Origin of the sequence: Chitinophaga sp. (assembly GCF_039596155.1) — a bacterium.
Classification (GTDB): domain Bacteria; phylum Bacteroidota; class Bacteroidia; order Chitinophagales; family Chitinophagaceae; genus Chitinophaga.
Genome location: NZ_JBCNKF010000009.1, coordinates 1 through 24,244, shown reverse-complemented (window position 1 = coordinate 24,244; position 24,244 = coordinate 1). Strand labels below are relative to the sequence as shown.

The 24,244-nt window shown below is 44.9% G+C and carries 12 protein-coding genes; all 12 read right to left on the bottom strand.

Going from position 1 to position 24,244, the window contains the following annotated elements; genetic code table 11:
* Positions 1-13: 13 nt before the first annotated feature.
* Entirely contained in the window at positions 14-3,031 is a 3,018-nt protein-coding gene (locus ABDW33_RS10870; protein WP_343690088.1) for a SusC/RagA family TonB-linked outer membrane protein, read from the bottom strand.
* 15 nt (positions 3,032-3,046) lie between these two features.
* Positions 3,047-4,441, bottom strand: a complete 1,395-nt coding sequence (locus ABDW33_RS10865) for a fasciclin domain-containing protein (RefSeq protein WP_343690087.1) — start codon at positions 4,439-4,441, stop codon at positions 3,047-3,049.
* Between the two features lie 17 nt (positions 4,442-4,458).
* Positions 4,459-6,093 (bottom strand): fasciclin domain-containing protein, encoded by a 1,635-nt coding sequence (locus ABDW33_RS10860; RefSeq protein WP_343690086.1) that lies wholly within the window; start codon positions 6,091-6,093, stop codon positions 4,459-4,461.
* Entirely contained in the window at positions 6,090-7,568 is a 1,479-nt protein-coding gene (locus tag ABDW33_RS10855) for a RagB/SusD family nutrient uptake outer membrane protein (protein WP_343690085.1), read from the bottom strand. The genes ABDW33_RS10860 and ABDW33_RS10855 overlap by 4 nt, the downstream gene beginning before the upstream one ends.
* Before the next feature lie 10 nt (positions 7,569-7,578).
* Positions 7,579-10,854, bottom strand: a complete 3,276-nt coding sequence (locus tag ABDW33_RS10850; protein ID WP_343690084.1) for a SusC/RagA family TonB-linked outer membrane protein — start codon at positions 10,852-10,854, stop codon at positions 7,579-7,581.
* Positions 10,855-10,861: 7 nt separating this feature from the next.
* Positions 10,862-13,042, bottom strand: coding sequence for a fasciclin domain-containing protein (locus tag ABDW33_RS10845; protein ID WP_343690083.1), 2,181 nt, complete (start codon positions 13,040-13,042; stop codon positions 10,862-10,864).
* A gap of 302 nt (positions 13,043-13,344) precedes the next feature.
* Complete coding sequence (locus ABDW33_RS10840) at positions 13,345-15,255, bottom strand: family 20 glycosylhydrolase (RefSeq protein ID WP_343690082.1); 1,911 nt, start codon at positions 15,253-15,255, stop codon at positions 13,345-13,347.
* Positions 15,256-15,445: 190 nt separating this feature from the next.
* Complete coding sequence (locus ABDW33_RS10835; RefSeq protein ID WP_343690081.1) at positions 15,446-16,804, bottom strand: glucoamylase family protein; 1,359 nt, start codon at positions 16,802-16,804, stop codon at positions 15,446-15,448.
* A 1-nt stretch (position 16,805) separates the two neighbouring features.
* Positions 16,806-18,392, bottom strand: coding sequence for a glucoamylase family protein (locus ABDW33_RS10830; RefSeq protein ID WP_343690080.1), 1,587 nt, complete (start codon positions 18,390-18,392; stop codon positions 16,806-16,808).
* A complete protein-coding gene (locus tag ABDW33_RS10825; protein ID WP_343690079.1) occupies positions 18,392-19,897 on the bottom strand; it encodes a RagB/SusD family nutrient uptake outer membrane protein in 1,506 nt (501 codons plus the stop codon). Before ABDW33_RS10825 ends, ABDW33_RS10830 begins: the two co-directional genes overlap by 1 nt.
* Positions 19,898-19,916: 19 nt before the next feature.
* Positions 19,917-22,922, bottom strand: a complete 3,006-nt coding sequence (locus ABDW33_RS10820; RefSeq protein ID WP_343690078.1) for a TonB-dependent receptor — start codon at positions 22,920-22,922, stop codon at positions 19,917-19,919.
* 546 nt (positions 22,923-23,468) lie between these two features.
* Positions 23,469-23,843: a hypothetical protein gene (locus ABDW33_RS10815; RefSeq protein WP_343690077.1), complete on the bottom strand. Its 375-nt coding sequence runs from the start codon at positions 23,841-23,843 to the stop codon at positions 23,469-23,471.
* Between the last annotated feature and the right edge of the window lie 401 nt (positions 23,844-24,244).

Genomic DNA, 24,244 nt, shown 5'->3' with positions numbered 1-24,244 from the left:
GTTCTTTGTATTTTTATAATCCCATTCTGATACCTAATTGTACCGTTCTATATTGGGGGAATAAACCATCGTCAATGCCGCGGGTAAATACACTATTGCCATTACTGAATTCGGGATCAAAGCCAAGATAGTTAGTCAGTGTAAAGAGATTATTAGCAGTAGCGGAAATGCGTACGTATTTCATGGCACCATGTTTAAAAGTCAGTTCGTAGCAGAGGCTGAGTTGTTGCAGGCGGATATAATCTCCTTTTTCGATCCAGCGATCAGAGAAGCGTGCATTACCATTAGGATCACCCCATGCAGCACGGGGTATATCAGTCTGCTGTCCATCCTGTCTCCACCGGTTGCGTACGGCCAATGTCTGGTTGTTATAATTGCTCATAGATTCCAGGCTGGCGCGGGTATAATTGTAAATATCATTGCCATAGCTGAAAGTAAAAACTGCATCCAGTGTCCAGCGCTTCCAGGCTAAGTGGTTTGTAAAGGCACCCGTGAAATCGGGGTTAGGATCTCCAATGATCTGCCGGTCATGCTCATCGATTTTGTGATCTCCGTTGGTATCTACAAAACGAACATCACCACCTTTTGCGCCCATGCCTGCTTTGTCAGCCTCTTCATGGGTGGTGTATATACCATTGGTTTTGTAACCATAGAATAAATTAGCAGCATGCCCTACAGCTGTGAGTATAGTAGCATCTCCATAGGTTGTGAGCAATTGATTGCCTGGGATGCTGGTGATCTTATTCCTGTAAGTTGATAGGTTTAAGCCCAGGTCCCATTTCAGTATCCGGTCTGCTACACGCCCCAAAAGCGACAGCTCCACACCATGCGTCTCCATAGCGCTGTTATTGGTAATTACATGGTCAAAACCAGTGGCAGCGGCGACGGGTTCTATTGTTAACATGTCTGTAGTACGGTGCCGGAATATGTCGACACTGAAGCTCAGTCTCTCATTATAGAAAGCTCCTGCCAGCCCTGCATTATATTTTGTAACGGTCTCCCATTTCAGATAAGGATTCGCAATATTTGCGCGCACCAATCCCTGTAAGCCTAAGAGATTTTGAGAGATATAATATTGCCGGGAAGTATAGTTACCAATATCATCATTGCCTGTTCTGCTTACGCCAGCCCTGAGCTTGAGTGCGTCGATATGATTCCTGTCTGAAATCAGGAGCCAGGCAGCTGACAGGCCGGGCATTACCGCGTATTGGTTGCGGGTATAGGTATACCGTGAAGAACCATCTACTGCCAGGTTGAAACTTAGGAAGTATTTATCTCTGAAAGAATAATCGGTACTGAAATACGTATTCAGCCAGTTCCATTTGCCAATGGTGCCACTTACTTTTCTAAGCAGGTTCTGTCCCATGCCTACGCTTACAAATTCGTCTGTTGCGGAGTTGTAACCCAGGCCGTAGTCAGATTCACTGTTATTGCTGCTATAGCGTAACCCGAGGCTGGCGATGAAGTGATGCTCCCGGTTGAATTGCTTATCGTAAGTAATACGTGTGTCGTTATACAAGCTATAATACCTCTCCACGTTGCTCCCTGAGCGATTATAGGCAATGGCATTGGACAATGTATCTGGCTTTATACCACTTTCAGGAATGAAAAAATTCTCTCTTACTTTATCGAAGGTGACACCTGTAAGCGTATTGATGCTTATGTTTTTCGATACCAGGTAACTGAATCGGATGCTCCCAAAGAAACGATAGCTCTTATTCACATCCTGCATCTTGTTGATGACTGCTACAGGATTTGAGACACCAAACAAATCATAGCCAGCCAGACTGGGAGATGCAATTCCTGCGTCATTCACCTCCTGACGAGCCAGGAATGGCGCTTTGATAAGCGATAGGTAGAGTGGATTTGTTTTGGGTGATACACCCTGATCTTTATCTTTCCGGGTATTGCTGGTAAAGGCGAGGTTGATGGCTGCCTTTAATTTTGCCGACAGGGTCAGATCAGCATTAAAACGGGTTTGGTACCTCCCCAGATCAGTACGGCGGATAGTGCCGCTTTGCTTAAGATACCCTAATGACAAACCATATGTAGCAATATCATCTCCACCGGCCACCTTCAGGAAATATTGCTGATTAAAGCTCTGGTTGCTCACTTCCCGCTGCCAATCTGTATTGTTGTGATAGCGATAGTAATCAGCGTTAGGATTGTCGTTCATGTATGGCAACGCTGCGATAGATGCGGGGGTTTTACCACTACTCTGCAACAGGTCGGAGAGATACAACCGGTAGTCGCCGGCTTCCATCACGGGCATCTTAGCAGGAGGTGTATTGACCCCACCCATGATGCCAAAATCAATACGGGTGGCTATTTCTTTTGCGTGTGATGTGGTGATGAGAATGACGCCGTTGGCACCTTTTGTACCATAAGTACTGGTACCGTCTCTCATAACCGTGATGTTATCTATGTCCCTGATATCGATATCAGACAGTGGGTTACTCACATAACCACTGATCAGTGAGCCACCATATTCATTGGTATCGTAGATCATACCATCTACTATCACCAGTGGCCGGTTGGTAGCATAGAGGGAGGTATAACCCCGCATGAACAGGTCAGCACCCATACCAGGTGTACCGGAACGCCGCACGACCTGCAGACCCGGCACCTTCCCCTGTAAATAGTTTTCGGGAGAACTGGTGATTTGTTGCCAGCTGTCATTCATATTTAAGGTTGTGATTGGATCTGTGTTCTGCCGGCGATTGTAAATTGAATTGAAAGTTTCTTCATGTAGCCGGACGGTGACCATGTGTCTGCCATTCAGCGTGATAATCCTGGTCTGATACCCTGGACCAGATACAGTCAAAGCAGTATGGTAATCCGGTGCTTTGATCCGAAATTCACCCTTCTCATTGGTGATGGCAGCAGCGAATGCCGGCACACTAATATTGATACCGGATAATGCTGTGCCGGTGGCTGCTTCTTTGATCTGCCCTGTTACGACCACTGTATCCTGCGCTTTTACATGAAGAGGCAATAAAACCGCCAGCGCTATGTAAAAAAATGCCTTCATAATAGATTGAGATGATCAGTTCAGAATAGGTACCAGTTTGATATAATCCAGTAGAATCGTATTGTTTCCATTGGTCGTGACCGAATTGCCCACGAGGTAGACATTATGCGTGCCATAGCGCACATTGGTATAATCGCCAACGTATTGTTCATTGTAACTGGCAAGTGGAACAGTTGTATACGGAATGGTGATGACAGCAGGATCATTGAAAGTTACCCGCAAAGGGAATGTACCGGTTTGTACATCATTGACAGCTACCCAGTACACTTTGTACGTGACTGAGTGTAACCGCGCGCTATAACGCAACCAGTAAGAGGCGACGCCATAATTATACATATATACATCCCTGAATGTAGCCCCGGTATTAGGATTGACACGGGTGCGTACGGCAATGGTCTTTGTTGCATCTTTTACGCCGCTATAGTACTCTCCTTCTATAAGGACTGGTTTGATCCTGGAAGACAGCTCATAACTGATATGATTAACGATATAAACGATGCCGTTACTTACTCTTTTAGTACTGATAATATCACTACTGCTGATGTGAAACTGCACACTGTCGTGGATGCTATAAAGTGTCGCGGGCAGCTGGTCCTTGTCGTATACCCCATTGAATGCAAGGTCTTTGATCACATTCCATTGGGTGGCTGTATCTGTCAATGCTGCGGTGCTGTCTGTAAAGTACCTGGTTAAATTTTGCTGCTCGGCGGTATAGGCATCATCTGTTAAGATCACGTAGGTGATCAAAGAATCTTCACTGTTGATATTCACCCTTTCGAGAAAATGATTCAGCTGCACTTCTCCGGTACCGGGTTTATAAATAGGTGCACCGGTAGTAGGATTAACACCGATTTGTTCTGCAGTGGCGGTATCTATCCCAACGTATGCCAGTGACTGCAAAAACTTCTTTTGCTGATAGCTTGTACTGATCAGGTATTCCCAGGCGTTCTGTTTTGGAATGATAGCAGCATCAATCACCTGTAATACGCCATTAGCCGTATACTCATCGGCTCCGCTTACATTGATGCCTTCCACTGTACCCGCTGCAAATGTGATCTTCTTACCATTCAGGGTGGCAATGCGTTGCTCGCCGGTCCCACCTGTGTAAGACAGATTGCTGATATGGTTGCCGATCAGCAGGCGCAATTGTGCCGTATCATTTAATAAGGCCGGGTCTACGGTAGTCCATGCACTATTTACAGGTGCCCATACTGTAAATGTTTTAGAGGAAGCCAGTACCTTATCATAACCTGTTTTAAGCAGGTAGTCATAAAACCGGCTCAGGTCTTTGTTGGCCTGGATCGTTTGCAACAGGTTCTGCGAAGTTGCCGGCTTATTCCGGTCATTCCATTTCTCCTTGCGGCAGGATATACCCAGTAATAAGCCTATAATGATTAAATATCTTATCATCATTCAGAATTTGAAAGTCATGGCCTTGGCACCTGCGTACCGTCTGATTTGAAACGTGGATAGAGCTGATCCATATCCTGAGGGATAAAGTGGATCATGTCGAGGTTATTATTGTTTTGTGTGCCCTGCAGGGTGGTAAACCGCAGGGTATGACGCTCAGTCGTTTTAATTTCTATGGTTCCCACCAGCCGGGCGCCCCAATTGTTAGAGACAGGATCAGTATACCATTTCCAGCCCTGGGCTTCCATTTCACCCTCAGTCGTTGCCGGCATGGCAGTCGTGAAATTCATGGTGCGTTGCATGACTTCGCCGTCTATAGAGATCTGGTTCAGGTTGTTGGAAGAATTGGATTGCTTTTGTACACGATAGCAGATCCACACCTTGTATTTCCCTTTCACCAGCAATGGGGTTTTCAAATCTATATATGCACTGCGCCCGGGACCACCTAATGGTATCATCAGGTAATCACCGTTTACATAAGTACTGCCGACGGTATATGTCATAGCGGAAGGACCTGGCACAGAAAACCCGGATGGCATATTGGTGAGTGTAAATCCATAGTTCTGTTTGCGGAAGTAAGCAGGCAGATTTCGTATTTCAGGAAAGTCAGCTACATCCCAATATACAGGTACCGGGTTCCTGATCTTGACTGCAAAATGCCCGAGCGAATGATGTAGTACTCCATTCGTTGCAGAATTGTCAGAAGAGCTTCTTTCCAGTTCTACCCCTGTTTCATGCACTCCGTTAAAGTCGTCGTCATTGATCAATACTTTCTGTCCGGACAGTTTCGCCGTAACTACTTCCAATGGAGCCAATGTAGTATGTGATGTGGACATAACGATATCAGCAAGATATTTTACACCGTACAGGATATGGTAGTTGACGTATAAGTGCAGGCTGTCGTCTGTTTGTTTGGGGTTACCTGAATGTGAATAACGGGCCTTCAATGCAGCATAGCTGCTGAAACCTGCGGCATTGATAGCGGAGTCCGATTCAGCCAGAACGGTCAACCATGATCTGGTACTATCTGTATTGGCGGAGGCCGGGATATTCAGGGTATCAAACAGGCCTGTTTCCCTGAGTGCCTGTGTGAAAATGCTGTATTTGGGATTGCCGGCCAGTAAACCAGCCAGTGTTTGTGTAGCAGGTGTCAGCACATTATCCACTACGTGAATGATACCATTGCTCACGCGGATATTGGCTTGTAAGATATTTGCCTGTCTGTTTACAGTGATCCTGGTTTCTCCCCCTACGTTGTTGGCACCAGTGATGAGGTACTGTCCATACATGGTGAGTCGCGATAATTTACCATCAGAGAAAGCGGTTGTGTTAATGGTGTCCTGCAGAATGCAGAACTTCACCACATCTTTCAGCTGTTGTACATCTATAGATTCCAGCGTGGCATGACCAGTATTTTTTACAAAGGAGGCAACCGCTGCATTGTCGGGTACAAAGATGGTATAAGACCCGTACACGCCCAGGAAACCTTCATCACCAGTGATCCGGAGGATTTTAATAAAGTCAGAGAAATGGTCGGGATCTTTCTCCAGGTATCCTATAATCGTAACCTCATCTGATGTTTGTGAAATAATGGGGGCTTTCTTACACCCTGCACAAACCAGAACAAGGAGAATAATATAAATTGGTTTCATTGATAATACGGGTTTTGTACCAGTTTCTTGTCAGCTTGTAGCTCGTACTGGTTGATGGGTAAATAATGGCTGCGTACATCCCTGTATTTGTTGATAATTGACTGTTGCATATTGCCGGGTGCTGTCATGGCGACCATGTCGAGAATGATTTCCAGGTGTGCGTAGTTATTACGTTTTGCATGGCGCAGGATATCATACCAGCGCTTACCTTCAAAGGCAAATTCACGGGCTCTTTCATTCAATATATAGTTGGATACGTCTATGGCACTACCGGGATCAGGTGCCTCTGAGGTACCGTCTATAGCACCTGCCCTGGTACGGATAATATTTACCAGGTCCAGTGCTTCCGGCCCTCTGTTTATCCATGCCAGGGCTTCTGCCTTCAGCAGCAGAATATCGGAATAGCGGTATACAAACCAGTGTGCCCAGGAATCTGCTGCCCCCCTGGCTGTAGGATTGGTACCACTGGTAGCACCGGCAAATTTCCAGATCATCTGGTCAGTCGCCCTGATACTACCGCCATCTCCACGAATGTCTTTCCTGGTAGCATCTGTAAGGTCTATTCCGTAGATCTCATCCATGACCCTCGGGGAACCAATAAAACGGTTGTTAGCGACTATCAGCATGGCATAAAAAGGGTTCAACTGCTGCTGATCGAACTGGAATTCGAAGATGCTCTCCGCAGAGTTGCCTAAATAAAAAACATTGGTAAACCACTGCGATTGTACGCTACCATCCATCAATCCATAGCGGGCGGAGTTGATTACCTTGTCACATGCTTCAATGCATTTATCATATTTTTCATTCCACAGGTATACATCTGCTTCCAGTGTATAAATACCATACCTGGTAAGACGACCCTTATCCTGTGCAGAAGAGCCATATGTTTCCAGTGCGTGTGATTCGGCAAATGACAGGTCCTGAAGGATCTGTGCATATACCTGGTCCTGGCTGCTCTTATCCAGCTGGTCGAGACTATTATCGCTATCGGTTGCTTTCAGTTGTAACGGCACCTCGCCAAATGTGCGCAACAGGTAGAAGTACATGAGTGCTCTCAGACCATGTGCTTCCGCAAGGTATCCATCCAGCGCCTGCTGTGTAAGTGTCTTGTCGGTTTCCATCACCCTGGCAGCATAATCAATGACGGTGTTGCAGTAATTGATAGTACTGTACACACTGCTCCAGCTGGTATACTGATTAGTAGCCAGTATATTTGCCTGCATGATGTTCACTTCGTCTATGCCAGTATTGAGTGTACCCGATACCATATCAGCACGCAGTTCTCCCCATACAAAGAGTTCTGATACCAGCCAGTTATTCAGCAGCGAGGAATAACAACCTACCACGGCAGCTTTTAGTTGTTCCTTGTTTTGCCAGTAGTTATCACGGATAATACCGTCCTGTGGCTTTATATCCAGCCATTTGCTGCAGGATGAGGTGAGCAGCAAGGTGATTATCAGTATGTATTTTTTCATGATCGTATTTTTAAAAGCTTGCACTGATACCCATCAGGAAATTCCTGGCAGGTGGTGTCAGTGCGTTATCTACCGGGTAAGCAAAAGGATCGTTATTCCCTTTCATGGCTACATCCGGGTTCTGCCCTTTGTATTTTGTCCATGTAGCCAGGTTTTCTACAGTGATGTAGCAACTGGCATTGCGTATATTCAGTTTATCCAATACCCGCCTGGTGAAGTTGTAGCGAACCGTCAGGGATTGTAACCTGATGAAAGAGGCATCCTGCACATACCTGTCAGATCCTAACCAGTTGTAACCTGACCTGTAAAGCGCCCTTGGCACATTGGTCTCATCGCCGGGATTGCGCCAGCGCCTCAGCACGACTGTACTCTGGTTGTCATAACCATACATGTTGCTGGTAATCATATCGGCCCTGTTCACCAGCTGGTAGCCGACTCTATATACAAAGTAAGTAGTGAGTTTCAGGTTACCTTTGAAAGTGAAATTGGGGCCGAAACCACCGGTTACTTTAGGAATTCCGTTGCCGAGGTATACGATATCTTTGTTGTCGATATTACCGTCGTGATTGATATCTTCATACATGGCATCTCCGGGCTGGAATATGTAATCAGTACCGGGGTAATTGAAACGCATGTATAGTGTCTGCCCATTAGCGCCATCTATCTTCTTACCATTGGCGTCTCTTACAATGGTAGCATCTTTGTCTTTGTATACCCCTTTGTAGTGAAAGCCATAATAGGAGCCGAATGGATTGCCTATCTGCAGATAAGTTTTGTACACCCCATTCTGATTGATGGCTACATTATTTTCTCTTGGAAAGAATTCAGATATTGACCGTACGATATTTACATTACGGGCAATGTTCAGGTCGAAACCGATGGTGAGGTTCTTACTACGGTAAGGAATCGTATTTAACAGCACTTCCCAGCCCTGGTTATCCATGGTACCTATATTCATTGCAACATTTGAAAAACCGGAGTAGGTAGGGATCTGTAGTTTTTCGTAGAACATATCTTTTGTGCGGTTGCGGTAAGCTTCCACATCTATCCGGATCCTGTTCTTCAACACCCACAGGTTAAAACCGAGATTTGTACCTACCACTGTTTGCCATTTCAGGCTGGTCAGCTCCATGTTGGAAGGATATACACCGGACATGCCTAAATAGGTATAGGAATAAGGTTGATAAGTATTGAAGTAATTCCATACTGCTTTGTCAGGAGGAGCGGCACCACTTTGTCCGTAGGAGGCCCGGAAACTGAGATCGTCTATGAACTTATATTTCCGCATGAATTGCTCACCTGATGTACGCCAGCGAACGGATAAAGAAGGGAATAGACCATATCGGTAATCGGGACCGAAACGGGAGTTTCCATCGCCTCTTACACCTGCGTTAATGATGTATCTATCCAGTAAGCCATATTGGCCCTGCAGGAGTAACCCCACGCTCCTTGTTCTGCCTGCAGTAGATTCCAGTATAAGGTCAGCATTAGCTGTGCGGCCGGGATTTGAGGGATCGTGAAAGCTGGAAGAAGCGGTATTGGAGGTAAGCACATTGTGTGTTACATAACTTCTGTCTTCCGTTTGTAATGATAATAATGCCTGTAGCTGGTGCTTCTGTGTATTTGTCTTTGGGGTATAGACCAGGTTTGTTTTGGTATAAACATCGAAGATATCTCCATCACTATCTCCTGCTCTGTTTACCACAGTTTCCGTCACAGGGCGACCGGTAGAGACCTGTGGCAGGAAGGTTTGTGCTTTTGTATTGTTGATATCAAATTGTACATCGAACGTGGAGGTGAGTACAGATGGTAAGATGTCGTACTGAATATTGAACTTCGGTGTGATACGCTCTCCCTGTTGCCTGTACAGGCTTTCCATCACCATGGCTACAGGATTGTAAGTCGTATAGTAGTATCCCTGTATATTAGATGCGGGTGAGAGGTAATTGGGGGTCACATTGCCGTATTCATCATATTCATGAATGGCCATATTGGGCATCCGGGTATAGGCGATACCGCGCACCTGGTAATCTTTGTCAGGGATATAATTCAGGTGGTTATCCACATGGGTATAAGTGATATCAGAACGGAAACGAATGCGGTTAGACACCATGTAATCCAGGTTAATTTTTGAGGTGATCCTGGTGAGTGCAGTACCCTTTGTGGTGCCTTTCTGATCGAAGTAACCAATAGACGCATAGTAACGGGCTTTTTCGCCGCCGCCGGTCATAGATACATTGTGGTCTTGTGAATAGCCGATGCGCGTAATTGCCTTGACCCAGTCCGTATTATTGCTATAATTATAATACCAGTATGGATCGGATGGGTCATACAGGAATTCTTTATTTACATTGATATTCAGGGGCAGCCCGTTGGTATTCGCAATTTCTTCAGGTATAAGTGTAGCGTACTGATCGCCATTCAGCAGTGGAATATTGCGGGGTTGCTTCCCAAAGGTACCTTTAAAGTTATAGGTGATTGCCGGCTTACCTATCATTCCTCTTTTAGTGGTGATGATCAATACACCGTTTGCCGCACGGGAGCCCCAGACAGCCGTCGCAGCAGCATCTTTTAGTACAGTGATCTCTTTGATATCAGATGGGGCAATGTTGAGCAATTGGGCATACCCCTGTTCATCTGCACTACCAAAATTAAAATCGGAAGGTACTTCTGTATCATAGGGCATACCATCCAATACGATAAGCGGATTGGCAGAACCGTTGATAGAAGTGGTGCCGCGAATGCGAATAGACATACCGGCACCGGGATCACCGGAGGTAGTACCGATGTCCACACCGGGCAATCTGCCCTGTAATGCCTGATCTATAGAGGCGGCGGAGAGTTCTTCCAGTTCCTTTGCCTGAATGGTTGCAGTCGCCAGGGTAGAATTACGGGCTTCAATATTCATTCCTGTACCATTGTTGACTGTTTGCCGGGCCACTACATTGAACTCGTTCAGATCCCGGGTATTGGACTGCAGTTGTATATTAATAGTATTGCGGCCATTAATGCCCTGTACAACAGTCTTATAGCTAATAAAAGATACGGAGAGCTGGTGTTGCAGATCTGCGACACGAATAGCAAAATTGCCGTCTATATCGGTTGCTACGCCTGTTACGGTACGTTTGTCCTTGTCGAGCTCCGCAACAGAGGCGCCGATCACAGGCATATGTGTAGTGGCATCTGTTACCCTGCCACGTACGGTTTTCTTTTGTGGTAACTGTTCCTGGCGGGCAAACAGTATCGTGCTGTAGCAAAGGCAGGAGATAAACAGCAGTTTGTTCATAACAGTTTTATTTTCCTCTGAGGTAGTGGGTAATGGCATGTATGACTGTGCGGGCAGAGAGGTTATTGCTGCGGGTATAATCCAGGTAGGCAACACCGTTATTTGCATCTCTGAGCTCCATGGCGTTCGGCCTGGCATTGTTGATAAAAATAAAAGAGAGGTCGCCGTCACTGGTTTTCATCAATGTTTCAAAGGCGCCTTCTTTCTTTCCATCGGGTACTACCGTGTTGCGGTTCAGGATGTGAAAATTGATGAACTGCACCACCTTGTCTTTATCAGCATCTGCAGTGGGGGTAAAATTCGGCGAGCCGGTAGTTTTATCGCCGGGCAATACACCATCTATGACAGCCTGTGTAATGGCGCTGTTCACCGGTACGAATATGGTGTAGAAAGTACCAGGCACGGTGCCGGCAATATCTTTCGTCGCTGCTGTCCACAAGGTGGAGTTCCTGAGGTACTGGTAAAAACTACTGAAGCCTGCAGGATCGTTGTTGGCCAGTTTTTCCAGATGATATCCGATCGTATTTTCAGTGAAAGAGAGCAGGCCATCAGTATAATATACGTGACCATTTGCAGCCTGTTCTACATTATTAACATGCAGTACAGTTCCTGCATCTGCATTTCCACTGGCCCATATGGTATTGTTTTTATACCTGATATATTCTCCGTTCCAGGCTTCAACGATCCCTTCGCCGGAGAGATCATCCAGTTCACCTTTATTGGTAGTGAGAATAGAGGTCTGCAGCAGGCGGTATACCCTGTCCATGGCACCGGAGCCGTACTGAATACTACTGCCGGGAGCGAGATAAGACCAGTCATTTCTTTCGGAACTCCAATCATAGCCTGCAGCGAGCAGCAGATTGTCCGGCATCATGAACATGGTATAGCTTATACTTGGGTTGATAATGGAATATTTCAGATCTGCATCCAGCGCGCGGGTCATGAGTGAATAGTTCGGATTGAGGAATGCCTTTGCATAGATGGTTCTGAATACATTGGCATCCTGCACTGAATTTATACCATAGAAGAATCCATTGCTGAGTACCTTTTTATCTACAATATTCGCCTGGGTGAAGGTGGGTACTTCCTGCTGACTATTCGTCGTATGGCTCATTTTATTCGGCCATACGGCTGTCTGCCACATATGTGCATTCAGGAGGCTCGTGAGCACTGAAGGTGGCGCCGCTTCGAAAGTCTTGTAGTATTCCAGGATCTTTTTTTCGTAGGGGATCAGTACATCATTTGTAGGTACACAAATCGTCCAGCCAGATTTTTGAGCATCTGTACCAGAGAGTATATAATTCTCATTGTTGGGCGAAAAAGCTAAAGCGGCACTATACACTTTTACAAAAACAGAATCAGCGTTACCTGTCAGCACCCTGTTTCGTTGGGTAATATCTGCGTTGGATTGATAGGTCACCAGTTTTTCGAGCAGACTGCGGAATTCGCTGTAGTTGGGGTGGGAAGCGAGGTATCTTTCCAGATTATCCAGGGGGGTCACGACTTTATCGATGGTGTGGATAATACCATTTTCTGCAGGAATATCTGCCTCCAATACTTTTGCATCTGCAACATTGAACCCGCTAAAAGTAGTACCGGGATAAAAATATGTATAATCAGCTGCACTGAGTCCGTTCTGAGCCAGGAAGCCATCAATGAAGTATGGGATATTCTTGTTATTGTTATCATTAGTAGCGTAGGTACCATTCCTGTTGGCGGCAATGAGCAGGCGGCCATTTTCTGCATATACCCAGTCGTAATAAGCCGTTTTGCGCTTAAAAGCCTGGTTGGTATCGGGACCGGAGCTGGTCTGATAGTTTACCAGTTGTTCCTTTCTGTAGGCATTATATACCAGCTCGTATGCTACGATCTTTCTGGCATGGGCTGTGTCGATCGCATCATCGCCACTGAGACCGTTGGCTTTAAAATAGTTTTCAAAAGCGGAATCATTGGGTGCAAAAAAGGTCCAGTAACCGGCCTTGCCCAGGATATCTTTATATCCTGCTTTGTCGATGGTGGCCAGGAGATGGGAGAAGTTCCTGCGGGCTTCAAGTTGCTGGTATATTGGTTGTGCTAACCAATCGGGACGTCCATAGTAGGCATCGAATTCCTTTTTCCTACAGGCTGTAATGGCAAGCAAAAGGAATCCTGTACCAAAGACCAGGGATCTTCGGAAGAGTATTTTCATAACAAACGATATTTCAGGGCATTTTTGTGGAATGCTACATTTTGGTCGATATTGAAATTTTGATAGTCTGGAATTTTTATCCCCGGGCGCTTTGTTACAGTCAGAAAATGTGCTATTGTATCAGTAAGGCTAAATTAGGAGGAGAACACATCATAGAAAATGTACAATAGTACTATTGCATGGAATAATTGACATTTCCGGGGATGGAATAATTGGTAGGGGGATGGAATATTATACAAAAACTCAGGGTGACACCTGCGGCATCACCCTGATTCATTAACATATTTAGGTTATTTCACCAATTAATATACATGCCGTTTCTCATCCAGCCTTTTGGCCAGATCTTCTTTTGTGATATCGACCTGTACTCCTATGGGCTTGCCGTCGCGATAGGTGATCACTTTCAGGATATTAGCGCCAATGGGCCACCTGAGGGGCTGGCCTGTATATTTTGGATAATGTGCATCAGGATTGGTATTATCAAAACTGTAGTACAGGTCCAGGCCTTTGATCTCTGTTGCCAGGTTTATTTCGTAATCGTAGCGATTAATTCTAACCGGCTTAAAGATCACATTATATACACTGCGGGCATACTTGATATCTGCTGCATCCAGTCGCTTAAAATTATCTTCCAGTCTTGAAATGAAGTCATCCCAGTTTCTCCTGGCTTTCGGGCTCCAATAGACTTCTGCAAGGGCGATAGACCTCGGCCATGTCATATACTCTACATGACGGAACACGGGTACTGACTCTGTCCAGAGATTGCCTTGTCCACCCAGGATATATTTCTCATCTACGCTATCAGGTACCGGATCGTAGTTGTAAGAATCAGACAGGCGGCACATACCATAGGTAGGCGGTTCTGCTGTCTGCTCACCCTGGTATAGATCCAGGTATACAAAATCCCATGGGGTCATCACGACATGATGGTTCATTTTGGCGGCGGTGATACCACCGGCCATGCCTCTCCAGCTCATTACGGTTGCCTCAGGTGCCAGACCACCTTCCAGGATCTCATCCCATCCGATCATCTTCTTCCCTTTTGCCTTGAGCATGGCCTCCATTCTCTTCACAAAATAGCTCTGCAATTCATCTACATCTTTCAGGTGTTCATGTTCCATCCGGGCTTTACACTTAGGGCAGGTTTTCCAGAAACCTTTATATGCTTCGTCTCCACCTACGTGGATATATTTGGACGGGAATAATGCTGCCAGCTCAGTGAACACTTTGTCGAGTACTATAAATATGCTGTCATTGCCTACACAAAGCACATTATCTTCGCGGGTATAGAATTCACGGCCTGCATTTACCCGGTATGGCAGTTGTGTACAGGATAGGTTAGGATAAGAGGCAATCATCGCCAGGCTGTGGGCGGGAACATCAATTTCAGGTAAGATGGTGATCCCCCTCACAGCTGCATATTTCAGCAATTCCCGGATGTCTTCCTGGGTATAAAAACCACCGTCTGTTGCTTTCTCATTTGCCAGGTCTGCGGGCAACTTACCCCAGCGACCCGTACGTGGTACTCTCCAGGCACCTGTTTTCGTCAATTCCGGCAGACTTTTAATCTCAATACGCCATCCTTCATCATCTGCCAGGTGCAGATGGAGGGTATTGTATTTATAGCGGATCATCTCGTCCATAAACTGTTTTACTTCTTCTTTGGTAAAGAAGTGACGGGAAACATCCAGCATCAGGCCTCTCCATCCGAAACGGGGATAGTCCAGAATATCCGCACAGGGCATGGTCCAGACCATGCTTTTTACCGACTGGCTTTCAATATCAGGAGGTAACAACTGTAAAATAGTCTGCAAACCGTAGAAGATACCAGCCGTCGTGTTAGCTTTCAATACGACTTCGGCCGGAGTTACTTTCAGCATATATCCCTCATCACCGATCACCGCATCTGCCTTTAGATTCAGCTCGAGGCTGATGCGTTTTTTACCAGTATTACCGCGTTTGAGATCATATCCTGTACTGGCCTTCAGTTTAGTAGTGAACCAGTCTGCCGTTTCCCTTAATTTGTTATCCGAGAGAGATAAAACAGTCGTATTATCAAGTGTAAATTCTCCGCTTTGTTCCGTCACCTTTACCGGCTCAGGAATGATTTTAATCCTGCCATTACTGGCATAGGAGCGAGCCATCATGAAGATAAAGAATAGGGTAAGCGCGCTCCTCGATGAGAGCGACCTTAATAACTGTACTGTAGTCATAATTTAATTTGAATTGCTTACATTAACGATAGGCTATAAGTATAATACTTTTTATTTACTAATCGTAATCTGTGTGATGTGCGGAAACGGTGTCATAAAAAATGCCATGTTCAGGTTTTGCTTCCGGCAAAAAAACTGAACATGGCAGCGTACAATTGATGCAACCAGAGAGAAGCTTACATCATCCCTTTTACTTTATGTATGGACTCTCGAAACCTAATTTTTTCAAGCCGCCCTGTACTTCCGGGCAACTCATAAACAATTTCCACAACAACGCACTTCTATAATTTTCCATCATCACGACTTCCGGCCCCTGATCAATAGCTAGATACTTTTGTGGGTACCAGTTATCCGTTTCACTGAACGCGTCATAAAAACCATACTTTCCAAACAGCTTTCCTTCATAGTTCTTATACCAATGTACCATCGCCTGTTTTGAATACTCGGGTGTATAAGGCATAGAAGACAGCGCTGCGGTGGGAGATATCACGCCTAAATCTGTTTCTTTGCCTGGTGCATGCGCTGCATATCCAGTCACAGAATAGCTGGCAGTCAGTCCCCAGCTGTCAGCACCATACCCCTTAAAATGTTTGGGATTCTCGATACACCAGGCCCTGTCGATCAGCACCTGATTCACATTATGCTCCCAGTAATCAGCATATTTATCTTTCAGGCCATGCGGATCCAGCCCCAGGTAAGAATAATGAGCCCAGAACAGCGGCCCACCTAAATCACGTGCATAATTATGATGTAGCTTCAGGGTATGACCGTATGCAGTTACACTATCCCTGATCTTTCCACTTCCGGCCCATCCCTCATGATATACTTCTGCAGGGATACCGTGGGTAGGTGAAGATGCAGCCAGCACATACATGATCAGGCACTCATTGTACCCTGTCACAGCAAAATTCATCTGCCATTCATACGTAGGAGACCAGTGCCAGTACAACACGTTTTTACCGTTTCGGTACCAGCTCCACTCTACCTCTTCCCATAGCTTGTTAATTTTGGCTGCCAGTGCTTTTTCCTGCTCATTGCCATTGGCAAAATACTGTCTTACACACAGCAAGCCCTGCATCAGAAAAGCAGTTTCTACGAGGTCGCCGCCGTTATCTTTCTGTCCGAAAGGTTTCACCTTACCGGTTTCACCATACATCCAATGAGGCCATGCACCATGAAAACGATCTGCCTTTTCCAGGAAATCAGCGATGTGTGATAAACGCTCAAAGCCCTGCTGGCGGGTGATATACCCTCTTTCAATGCCTACCAGTATCGACATAATGCCAAAACCGGAACCACCTGTGGTCACTACATTCTGATCATGCTCCGGATAGTTACCGTCTACATGATAACGTTCCCTGGCCAGGCCGCTATGTGGCTCGGCTCCATCCCAGAAGTACCCGAAAGTTTGCTTCTCTACCAAGTTGAAAATAGAATCGGTAGTCAATGTTGTATCTACCAATGTGTCTTTTGAAGCGGATTTGTTTGCCTGATGACAACCTGTATTTGCCATCATGGCCAGCAACCCTGCAAATAGTAATGTTCTCATGTTAGTGAAGTTGAACTACCTGTGTTATATTATCTGAACTACCTTTTAATCGTGCTGTATATTTCCCGGCCGAAGTATTGAATGTTACTTTTGTACTACCCGCATTCAGCGAAGTTGTGCTTACTACCGTACCATCTGCTTTCTCGAGGGTAAAGGTACCGGTGGTGTTTATATAAACATCCAGCTGATAAGTATCTGCATCCGGATGCTTCACCAAATCTACCACTTTGTTTTCTACCTCAGGTACAGACAGGTAAAACCCTGTACTATGCACAGGTGTATGAAATCCTAATTGCGTCAATGCAGTTTTTATTGCCGCAATATTCATAAACAAGTTCCATAACAGACCGCTGCGGTAGTTTTCAATCATGGCTACGATGGGTCCCTGATCGATAGCCAGGTAGTCATTGTCCATCCAGTTCCTGCTTACATTCAGCGCATCGTAAAAACCATATTTCCCATACAGGGTTTTCTTGTTTTCGTAGAGATAACGCATTACCTGTAGTGAATAGTAAGGAGTATAGGCAATAGACGATAAAGCCGCTGTAGGTGCAATCGTTCCATTGTCGCTGGTGGGCTGAAAAGCGTTATAGCCATCTGGACCATCGCTGGCTGTCAGTCCCCATAAAGAAGCATTATAGCCATAATTCGAAGGTGCTCCATATAAGCAATAAGATCGGTTGATTAATACATGCTTTACCACCTGCTGCCAGTAATTGGTATAGTTATCTTCCAGTTGACGGGGATCTAAACCAATAAAGGAGTAATGAGAGAAAAACAATGGCCCGATGTAGTTATTACTTGAAATGGAGACGGTGTAACCCTGATAATTATTTTGTACTCCGAAGCCGGAAGTAATCCAGGTGTTTTTATACACGCTTACATCAATCGGATGAGTGGGAGAAGCAACCGCCAGCACATAGGTGATGAGCGCTTCGTTCCAGCCGGAGATGGGCAGATTTACAGTCCAGTTGTAATCAGGGCTCCAGTGCCAGTAAAGTTTGTTATCACCTTTGCTGGCATACCAGTCCCATTCCACACCTTCATAGAGGGTAGTGATCTTGTTCCTGAGATTGGTCTCCGCGGTATCGGTACCGGTGAAGTAAGCGCGGGCAATAAGAAGTCCATTTACTAAGAATGCAGTTTCTACCAGGTCACCTCCGTTATCATAAGTACTAAATGGAACCACTTTTCCGGTAGTGCCGTTGAGCCAATGTGGCCATGCACCGTGGAAGCGGTTGGCATCCTGCAAAAAGTAACAGATGGTACGTAACCGGTTCACTGCATCAGTGCGGGAGATCCATCCTCTGGAAGTAGCTGCAACGATGCCTGCGATACCGAAGCCTGTACCACCGGTAGTGACAATCTCACCATTACTGCTGCGCTCTAAAGCCATTCCGGAGCTGGCATGGGCTCCGTCCCAGAAATAACCAAAGGTGGCCTTTTGCACATCATTTAGGATGGTGAGGTCTGGTATAGAAGTAGTTACGGAGTCCTGAGGGGACTCCGTAACTTTTTGCTCTTTTTTACAACCGCCAGCAGTCCAGAGCAGGAGCAAGCTATAGGTGACCACTAATAAACGCTTCATTAGTATCCAGGATTCTGTTTCAGAGTTCCACCGCTTGCGCTGATTTCACCCTGAGGAATTGGGAATATTTCATTCTTACCATCTACAAAATTTTTACCCAGTGCACGGAGTACGGTACCTGCACGGCCCTGTCTGATCAGATCAAAGAAACGGTCATGTTCCATGGCCAGTTCCCATCTTCTTTCGTTCCAGATAGCAGTACGCAGATCGCTCTGTGAAGCGGCAGTTGTACTGCCCAAACCAGCACGGGTACGGATCTTATTCACGTCTGTGATAGCTGTTGAGGTATTGCCCAATTCATTGGCAGCTTCTGCATTGATCAGGTATATTTCACCCATACGCAGGATGCGTACGTTTTTGTTGGTCAGGTCTGCGTCGCCACTGTATGTTTCCTGTGTCTGGCTCACATACGCTTTGTAGTTATAACGATCGTTGACTGCGCTCTTCAAAATAACGCCATCGAACAATGTATCGCCTATGTGAATGATAGTTGCTTTTCTACGCAGGTCACCTGCTTCATATGAATTATCCAGGTCTTCGCTTGGAGTATTAAAACCCCAACCGGTATAAGCAGTGGTTACACCACCGAAAGTACCACCACGGATGGCCTGAATCACAGAATACTGCTGCACACCTGCTTTAGGGCTACCAGATTTACCCTGGATTTCGAACAGTGACTCGGAGCTATTTTCTCCTACTTCACGCCAGATTTTGCTATAGTCACTTACCAATGCATAAGAACCTACAGCACCGGTTATGATTTGATTGGTAAGATCATAAGCCTGCTGATATTTCTTTTCATACAGACTTACTTTAGCCAGCAGTGCAGTAGCAGCACCTTTGTTCGCACGTCCTATATCTTTTGCAGATTGATTATCTACAGTAGGCAGAATACCGATAGCGTAATTCAGATCTTCTTCGATGAAAGCATAGATCTTATCAGCACTTACCTGTGTATTTGCCTTCGCCTCAGAAGCTGCGTCACCGGCCTTTACTACCTCATCTACCAGAGGCACATTACCAAACAATCTTACCAGGTTGAAGTAGTAAAATGCTCTCAGGAAACGAGCTTCAGCTTTCAGCTGTGTAGCAGTGGCATCATCCAGTGTTTTGAACAATGGAATGTTTTCCAGCGCCTGGTTACAGTTGGATACTCCCTGATAGTTCCCTTTCCAGGCATCGCTTACACTACCTGAGGTAGGGGTATAAGTGATGGCATCCATCTGGTCTTTGTCAGACCCGTTATCACCTGGAGAGCTACCCTTGTCAGCGTCGTCAGAGGTGATGCTGCTAACCCCCACCCATGCAAAGCTGGTTTGTTGCCAGGTGAGCAGGTTAGTATAACAGGCATTTACAAATTTGGTAGCGTTTGTATTATCGTTATAAATAGAATCTGATTCAGTCAACTGGTCTTCCGGATCAGGGTTTAACCAGTCTTTCTTGCAGGCGCTCATTGAGATAAGAACAGCACCTACCGTTATGATGAATAAACTAAACTTTTTCATGGATCACACATTTAAACAATTAGAAAGTAAGATTAAAACCTGCCATGTAGGTAGATGTGATGGGATAGATATTGAGCTCTATACCAGCATCAACAGCAGTACCAGGCAATTCAGGTGTATAACCGCTATACTTCTTGAAGATGACAGGGTTCTGTGCGGTAGCAAACACGCGCAGGTTGCTGATGCCGCCCCAGCTCTGCAAAGGCACATTGTAACCAACAGTGATGTTATTGATACGGAAGAATGAACCTGATTCCACGAAGTAAGTAGATGGAGTTGGGATACTGTTGGAAGCTCTTGGGGTACCGGTACTTGTGTTAGTAGAAGTCCAACGGTCGCTGGCTACTTTCGCTTCTACGTTGTCATTACCCAGGCGTACTGCTTTCTTACCATTGAATACTTTGTTACCAGCGTTTCCATAGCAATCAATAGAGAAATCCCACTGTTTGAAATTGAATCCAGCGTTAATACCATAATATACTTTAGGCTGATAAGAACCTACAAAAATTCTGTCATTATCATCGATCGCGCCATCTCCGTTATTGTCTTTGTATCTGAAGTCGCCTACAGTAGCACCGGTGATATGTGGAGAGTTGTCGATTTCACTCTGCGTTTGATAGATACCATCTGTTTCATATACCCAGAAGCTACCTATTTCTTTATTAGCTACAGTGTAAGTTACAATCTGGCCATTGCCAAGGCTACCACTCTTCAACTGCAGATTACCTCTTACTTTATCAACATTGTTTTTATTGAAAGTGATGTTACCACCTACGAAATAAGAGAAGTCTTTATTCACTTTCTGATTCCAATTCAGGGTGACTTCCACACCTTTGTTTCTTACATCGGCCGCTCTTGAATACACCGTCTGATCAGCATCACCATAGGTGCTGGGTACAGTTACATTTACATAAGCCTCTGTCTTCTTGTTGTAGTAGTTCACACTACCGCTCAGCTTTCTATCCAGTACGGTAAATTCCAGGCCTGCATCCACACCTGTGGTTGGTTCCCAGGTAGCATTTGCATCTTTGATCTGGTCGTAAGTGATGGCCTGTGCAGGAGAGTAAGCATTGCCACCAAAGTTATAGTAATACTCCTGGATACTGATACCTCTCAGTACACCCAGGTTATTCAGGTTATCATTACCTACGCGGCCATAACCTACTCTTACTTTCAGATCATTGAAGATGTTCTGGTCTTTCATGAAGCCTTCTTCTGTTACGATCCAGGAGAGACCTGCAGAGTAGAAGGTACCCCATTTGTTACCTACAGGGAAGTTGCTGGAGCCATCTCTTCTGGCACTACCGCTCAGGTTATACTTACGATCGTAGGTATAAGTCAGACGGCCATATGCAGAGGCTCTCTGAACGAGCTGACCATAGTTAAAGATGGTAACGTTAGTCAGGTCGCCCTGATCGAGGTACCAGAGGTTACGTCTGTTAGGTACACCTTTTACAGAGGCATTCAGGGAGTCGCCTTTGTTATGTTCAGCAGAGTAACCTACCGTTACAGACAATTCATGCTTGTCATTGAAGGTATGATTGTAGGTCAGGTTATTGTCTACGATGTAGTAGAAGCTATTACCACGTCCCATCTTCAGCATGGAAGAGTCATTCTTCTGGCCACTCCACACGAAGTAAGCGGGTGTATAAACAGTTGCGTTGTTGTTACGTTTGTCAAAGTTAAAGCTGCTATGCAGGTTCAGCCCTTTGATTGGGGAGAAGTCGAGGTATGCATTGCCCTGTAACCTTAAAGTATTCAGATAGTCTGTATTATATTCCAGGTCAGCAACCGGGTTTGCTACGCTCAGGTTTTGTTCAAAACCATAGGCACCATTAGCGAATTTAACAGGAGTAGATGGCGCCATGCGATAAGCATTGGTAAACTCGTTATTTTTATTGTTGGTCTTAGATACGCTTACGTTCAGGTTATGACCCAGTTTCAACCATGGAGCCAGCCTGTATTCGTTATTAATTCTAACAACGCCACGTTGGAAATCGTTTCCTTTAACGATACCGTTATCTTTAAAGTAACCGGCACTGAAGAAGTAGGTAGTTTTTTCAGTACCGCCACTGATATTTACGTTATAGTTCTGAACGATCCCTTTACGGGTGATCTCGTCGAACCAGTCAGTATTATGATTGATAGTATCTACATCGAAGATAGCACTTCCACCACCACGGATGTTAGCTTCGTTTGTATACTGGGCATAAGCTTTGCCATCAGCCATTTTAACCTTGGAAGTAGGAGATCTGAAACCGGAGTAAACATCAAAACCGATTTTCATTTTACCCATTTTACCTTTCTTGGTAGTGACCAGTACCACACCATTACCAGCGCGGGAACCGTAGATGGCTTGAGCGGATGCATCTTTCAGAACAGAGATAGATTCGATATCTGCACTGTTGATATTGGTGATGTCAGAGGTGATCATACCATCAACAACATAGATAGGGTTCGCATCACCTGTGATAGAGCTGACACCACGGATACGCAGCTGAGGTTGTGCACCGGGAGTACCTTGTGCGGATACCTGTACACCACTGGTTTTAGCCTGTAAACCCTGAGCAGCAGTCAGTACAGGTTGTTTAGTGATTTCACTACCTTTTACAGTACCGACAGAACCAACAACCTGGCTTTTACGCTGGGTACCATAACCTACTACGACTACCTGGTCGAGTTGGCTGGCATTCTTTTTTAACGTGATATTCAGGGTAGCCTGTCCATTTACAGGAACTTCCTGATTGGCATAACCGATAAAGGAGAAAACGAGTACAGCATTGTCTGCTGCGGTAATAGTAAATGAACCGTCCTGTTGGGTGGTGGTTCCTTTTGCTGTTCCTTTTATGGCAACGGAAACGGCCTGCATAGGTTCGCCAGTTTCGTCGATGACCTTTCCTTTAATAACGATATCAGCATAGGTAGCAGCAAATATAGTTGCTGGAAATGAGAGAGTTAGGAAAAGTGCTACAAACAACCATCCAGCCGTCCACATTCTGTGAACAGCCATAACTGTAGAATTCATAATTTTATGTATTGAGATGATGAATCCAGCCCGCCAAGACTGGGTTTATTTCGATTTAAACAGGGGGGAATGCGCCAACATTCTCCCTATTTATTTAAAGGAAATTAAGGTGATAGTTTGTTGTTAATCTTGCTCATGGGTGGAACTTTTACAGTCAAAAAAATCGAATATCCTGTCTATAGATTTAAGCCTGATTGAAGGTCAAATCAATGGAGCACGTGTCCCCTTTTCTTTTTCATTACGTTCATGGATCTTCACTGTTAGGTTAAAAAATGTATCAGTTCAATAGTTAATTTACCGCGTATGATTTCCGAATTTTAACATTTACATAACAATACGGCCGTAAGATAGGAAGATTATTGTATTTAGCAAAAGTATTACTTGATTGATGGTAAGGGAAAATGTATTTTGATGATAATGAATGTTTATTTATCGATATATAGGGGAAATACATAGATAAATGTTGTGACATGTAAATAGATGAGAAAAGACGGGTGGAAAGATTGTGTTATTGACACCAGATTCTTGTATTTTTTAACGAGACATTTACCTATTGAGATTTCTCTTTTGCTTTTTGTCCAGCACATAATCTTTTACAACAGTGGTACCGAATAACAGTATGGCTATAATAGCAGCCCCGGCACCATTAAATGTTTCTTCATGTGTTGGGAAACCGGCAGTTAATGAAATACATGCAGTAAGTACATACAATTTTGCCCCCATATATTGATGATAAGGAATCTCCTTATTGAGAAAAGAAATGAATGGCTTCTTTTTTATAATGCCTCTGATGATCGTCAGAAAAATTCCAATACTGCAAAGCGCCCAGAGGATACCATAATTAAATACTGTATCAAAGTGAGTTTGTGCATCCTCAATGGTGATATTGACTTTTTTTAGGTTCTCCGGCAGCTGTAGCATACGCAAACAGCAGGATTAAAATATAAAACTTCCCGCGTAAGTAATTATTTCTCATCATGGCTGCTTTTATAATGGGTGGTGGCATTGAATAACAGTACTATCATAATAAATACCTGTTCGGGAGGTTCCATCAAAGTCGTTCATTGCAAACGATACATACCTGCACCTTTACAAACTAAACACTGGATAACAAACCGAATAATCTAAAGTTATAGGGTTAAATTGGTTAATATGCTTCTTCAATTATCAGTTAAAAACCTTCCAAAAAGACTTATAATTTTTCAAATACTTTCACTCAATGATTTCCAATAAAACGCCCCTTGCCGCCTGCTACAACTACTACTTATACAACCCATTCCTAAACCTCCTCGCCAACAATCCCGTCGCCTCCGCCAAATCAA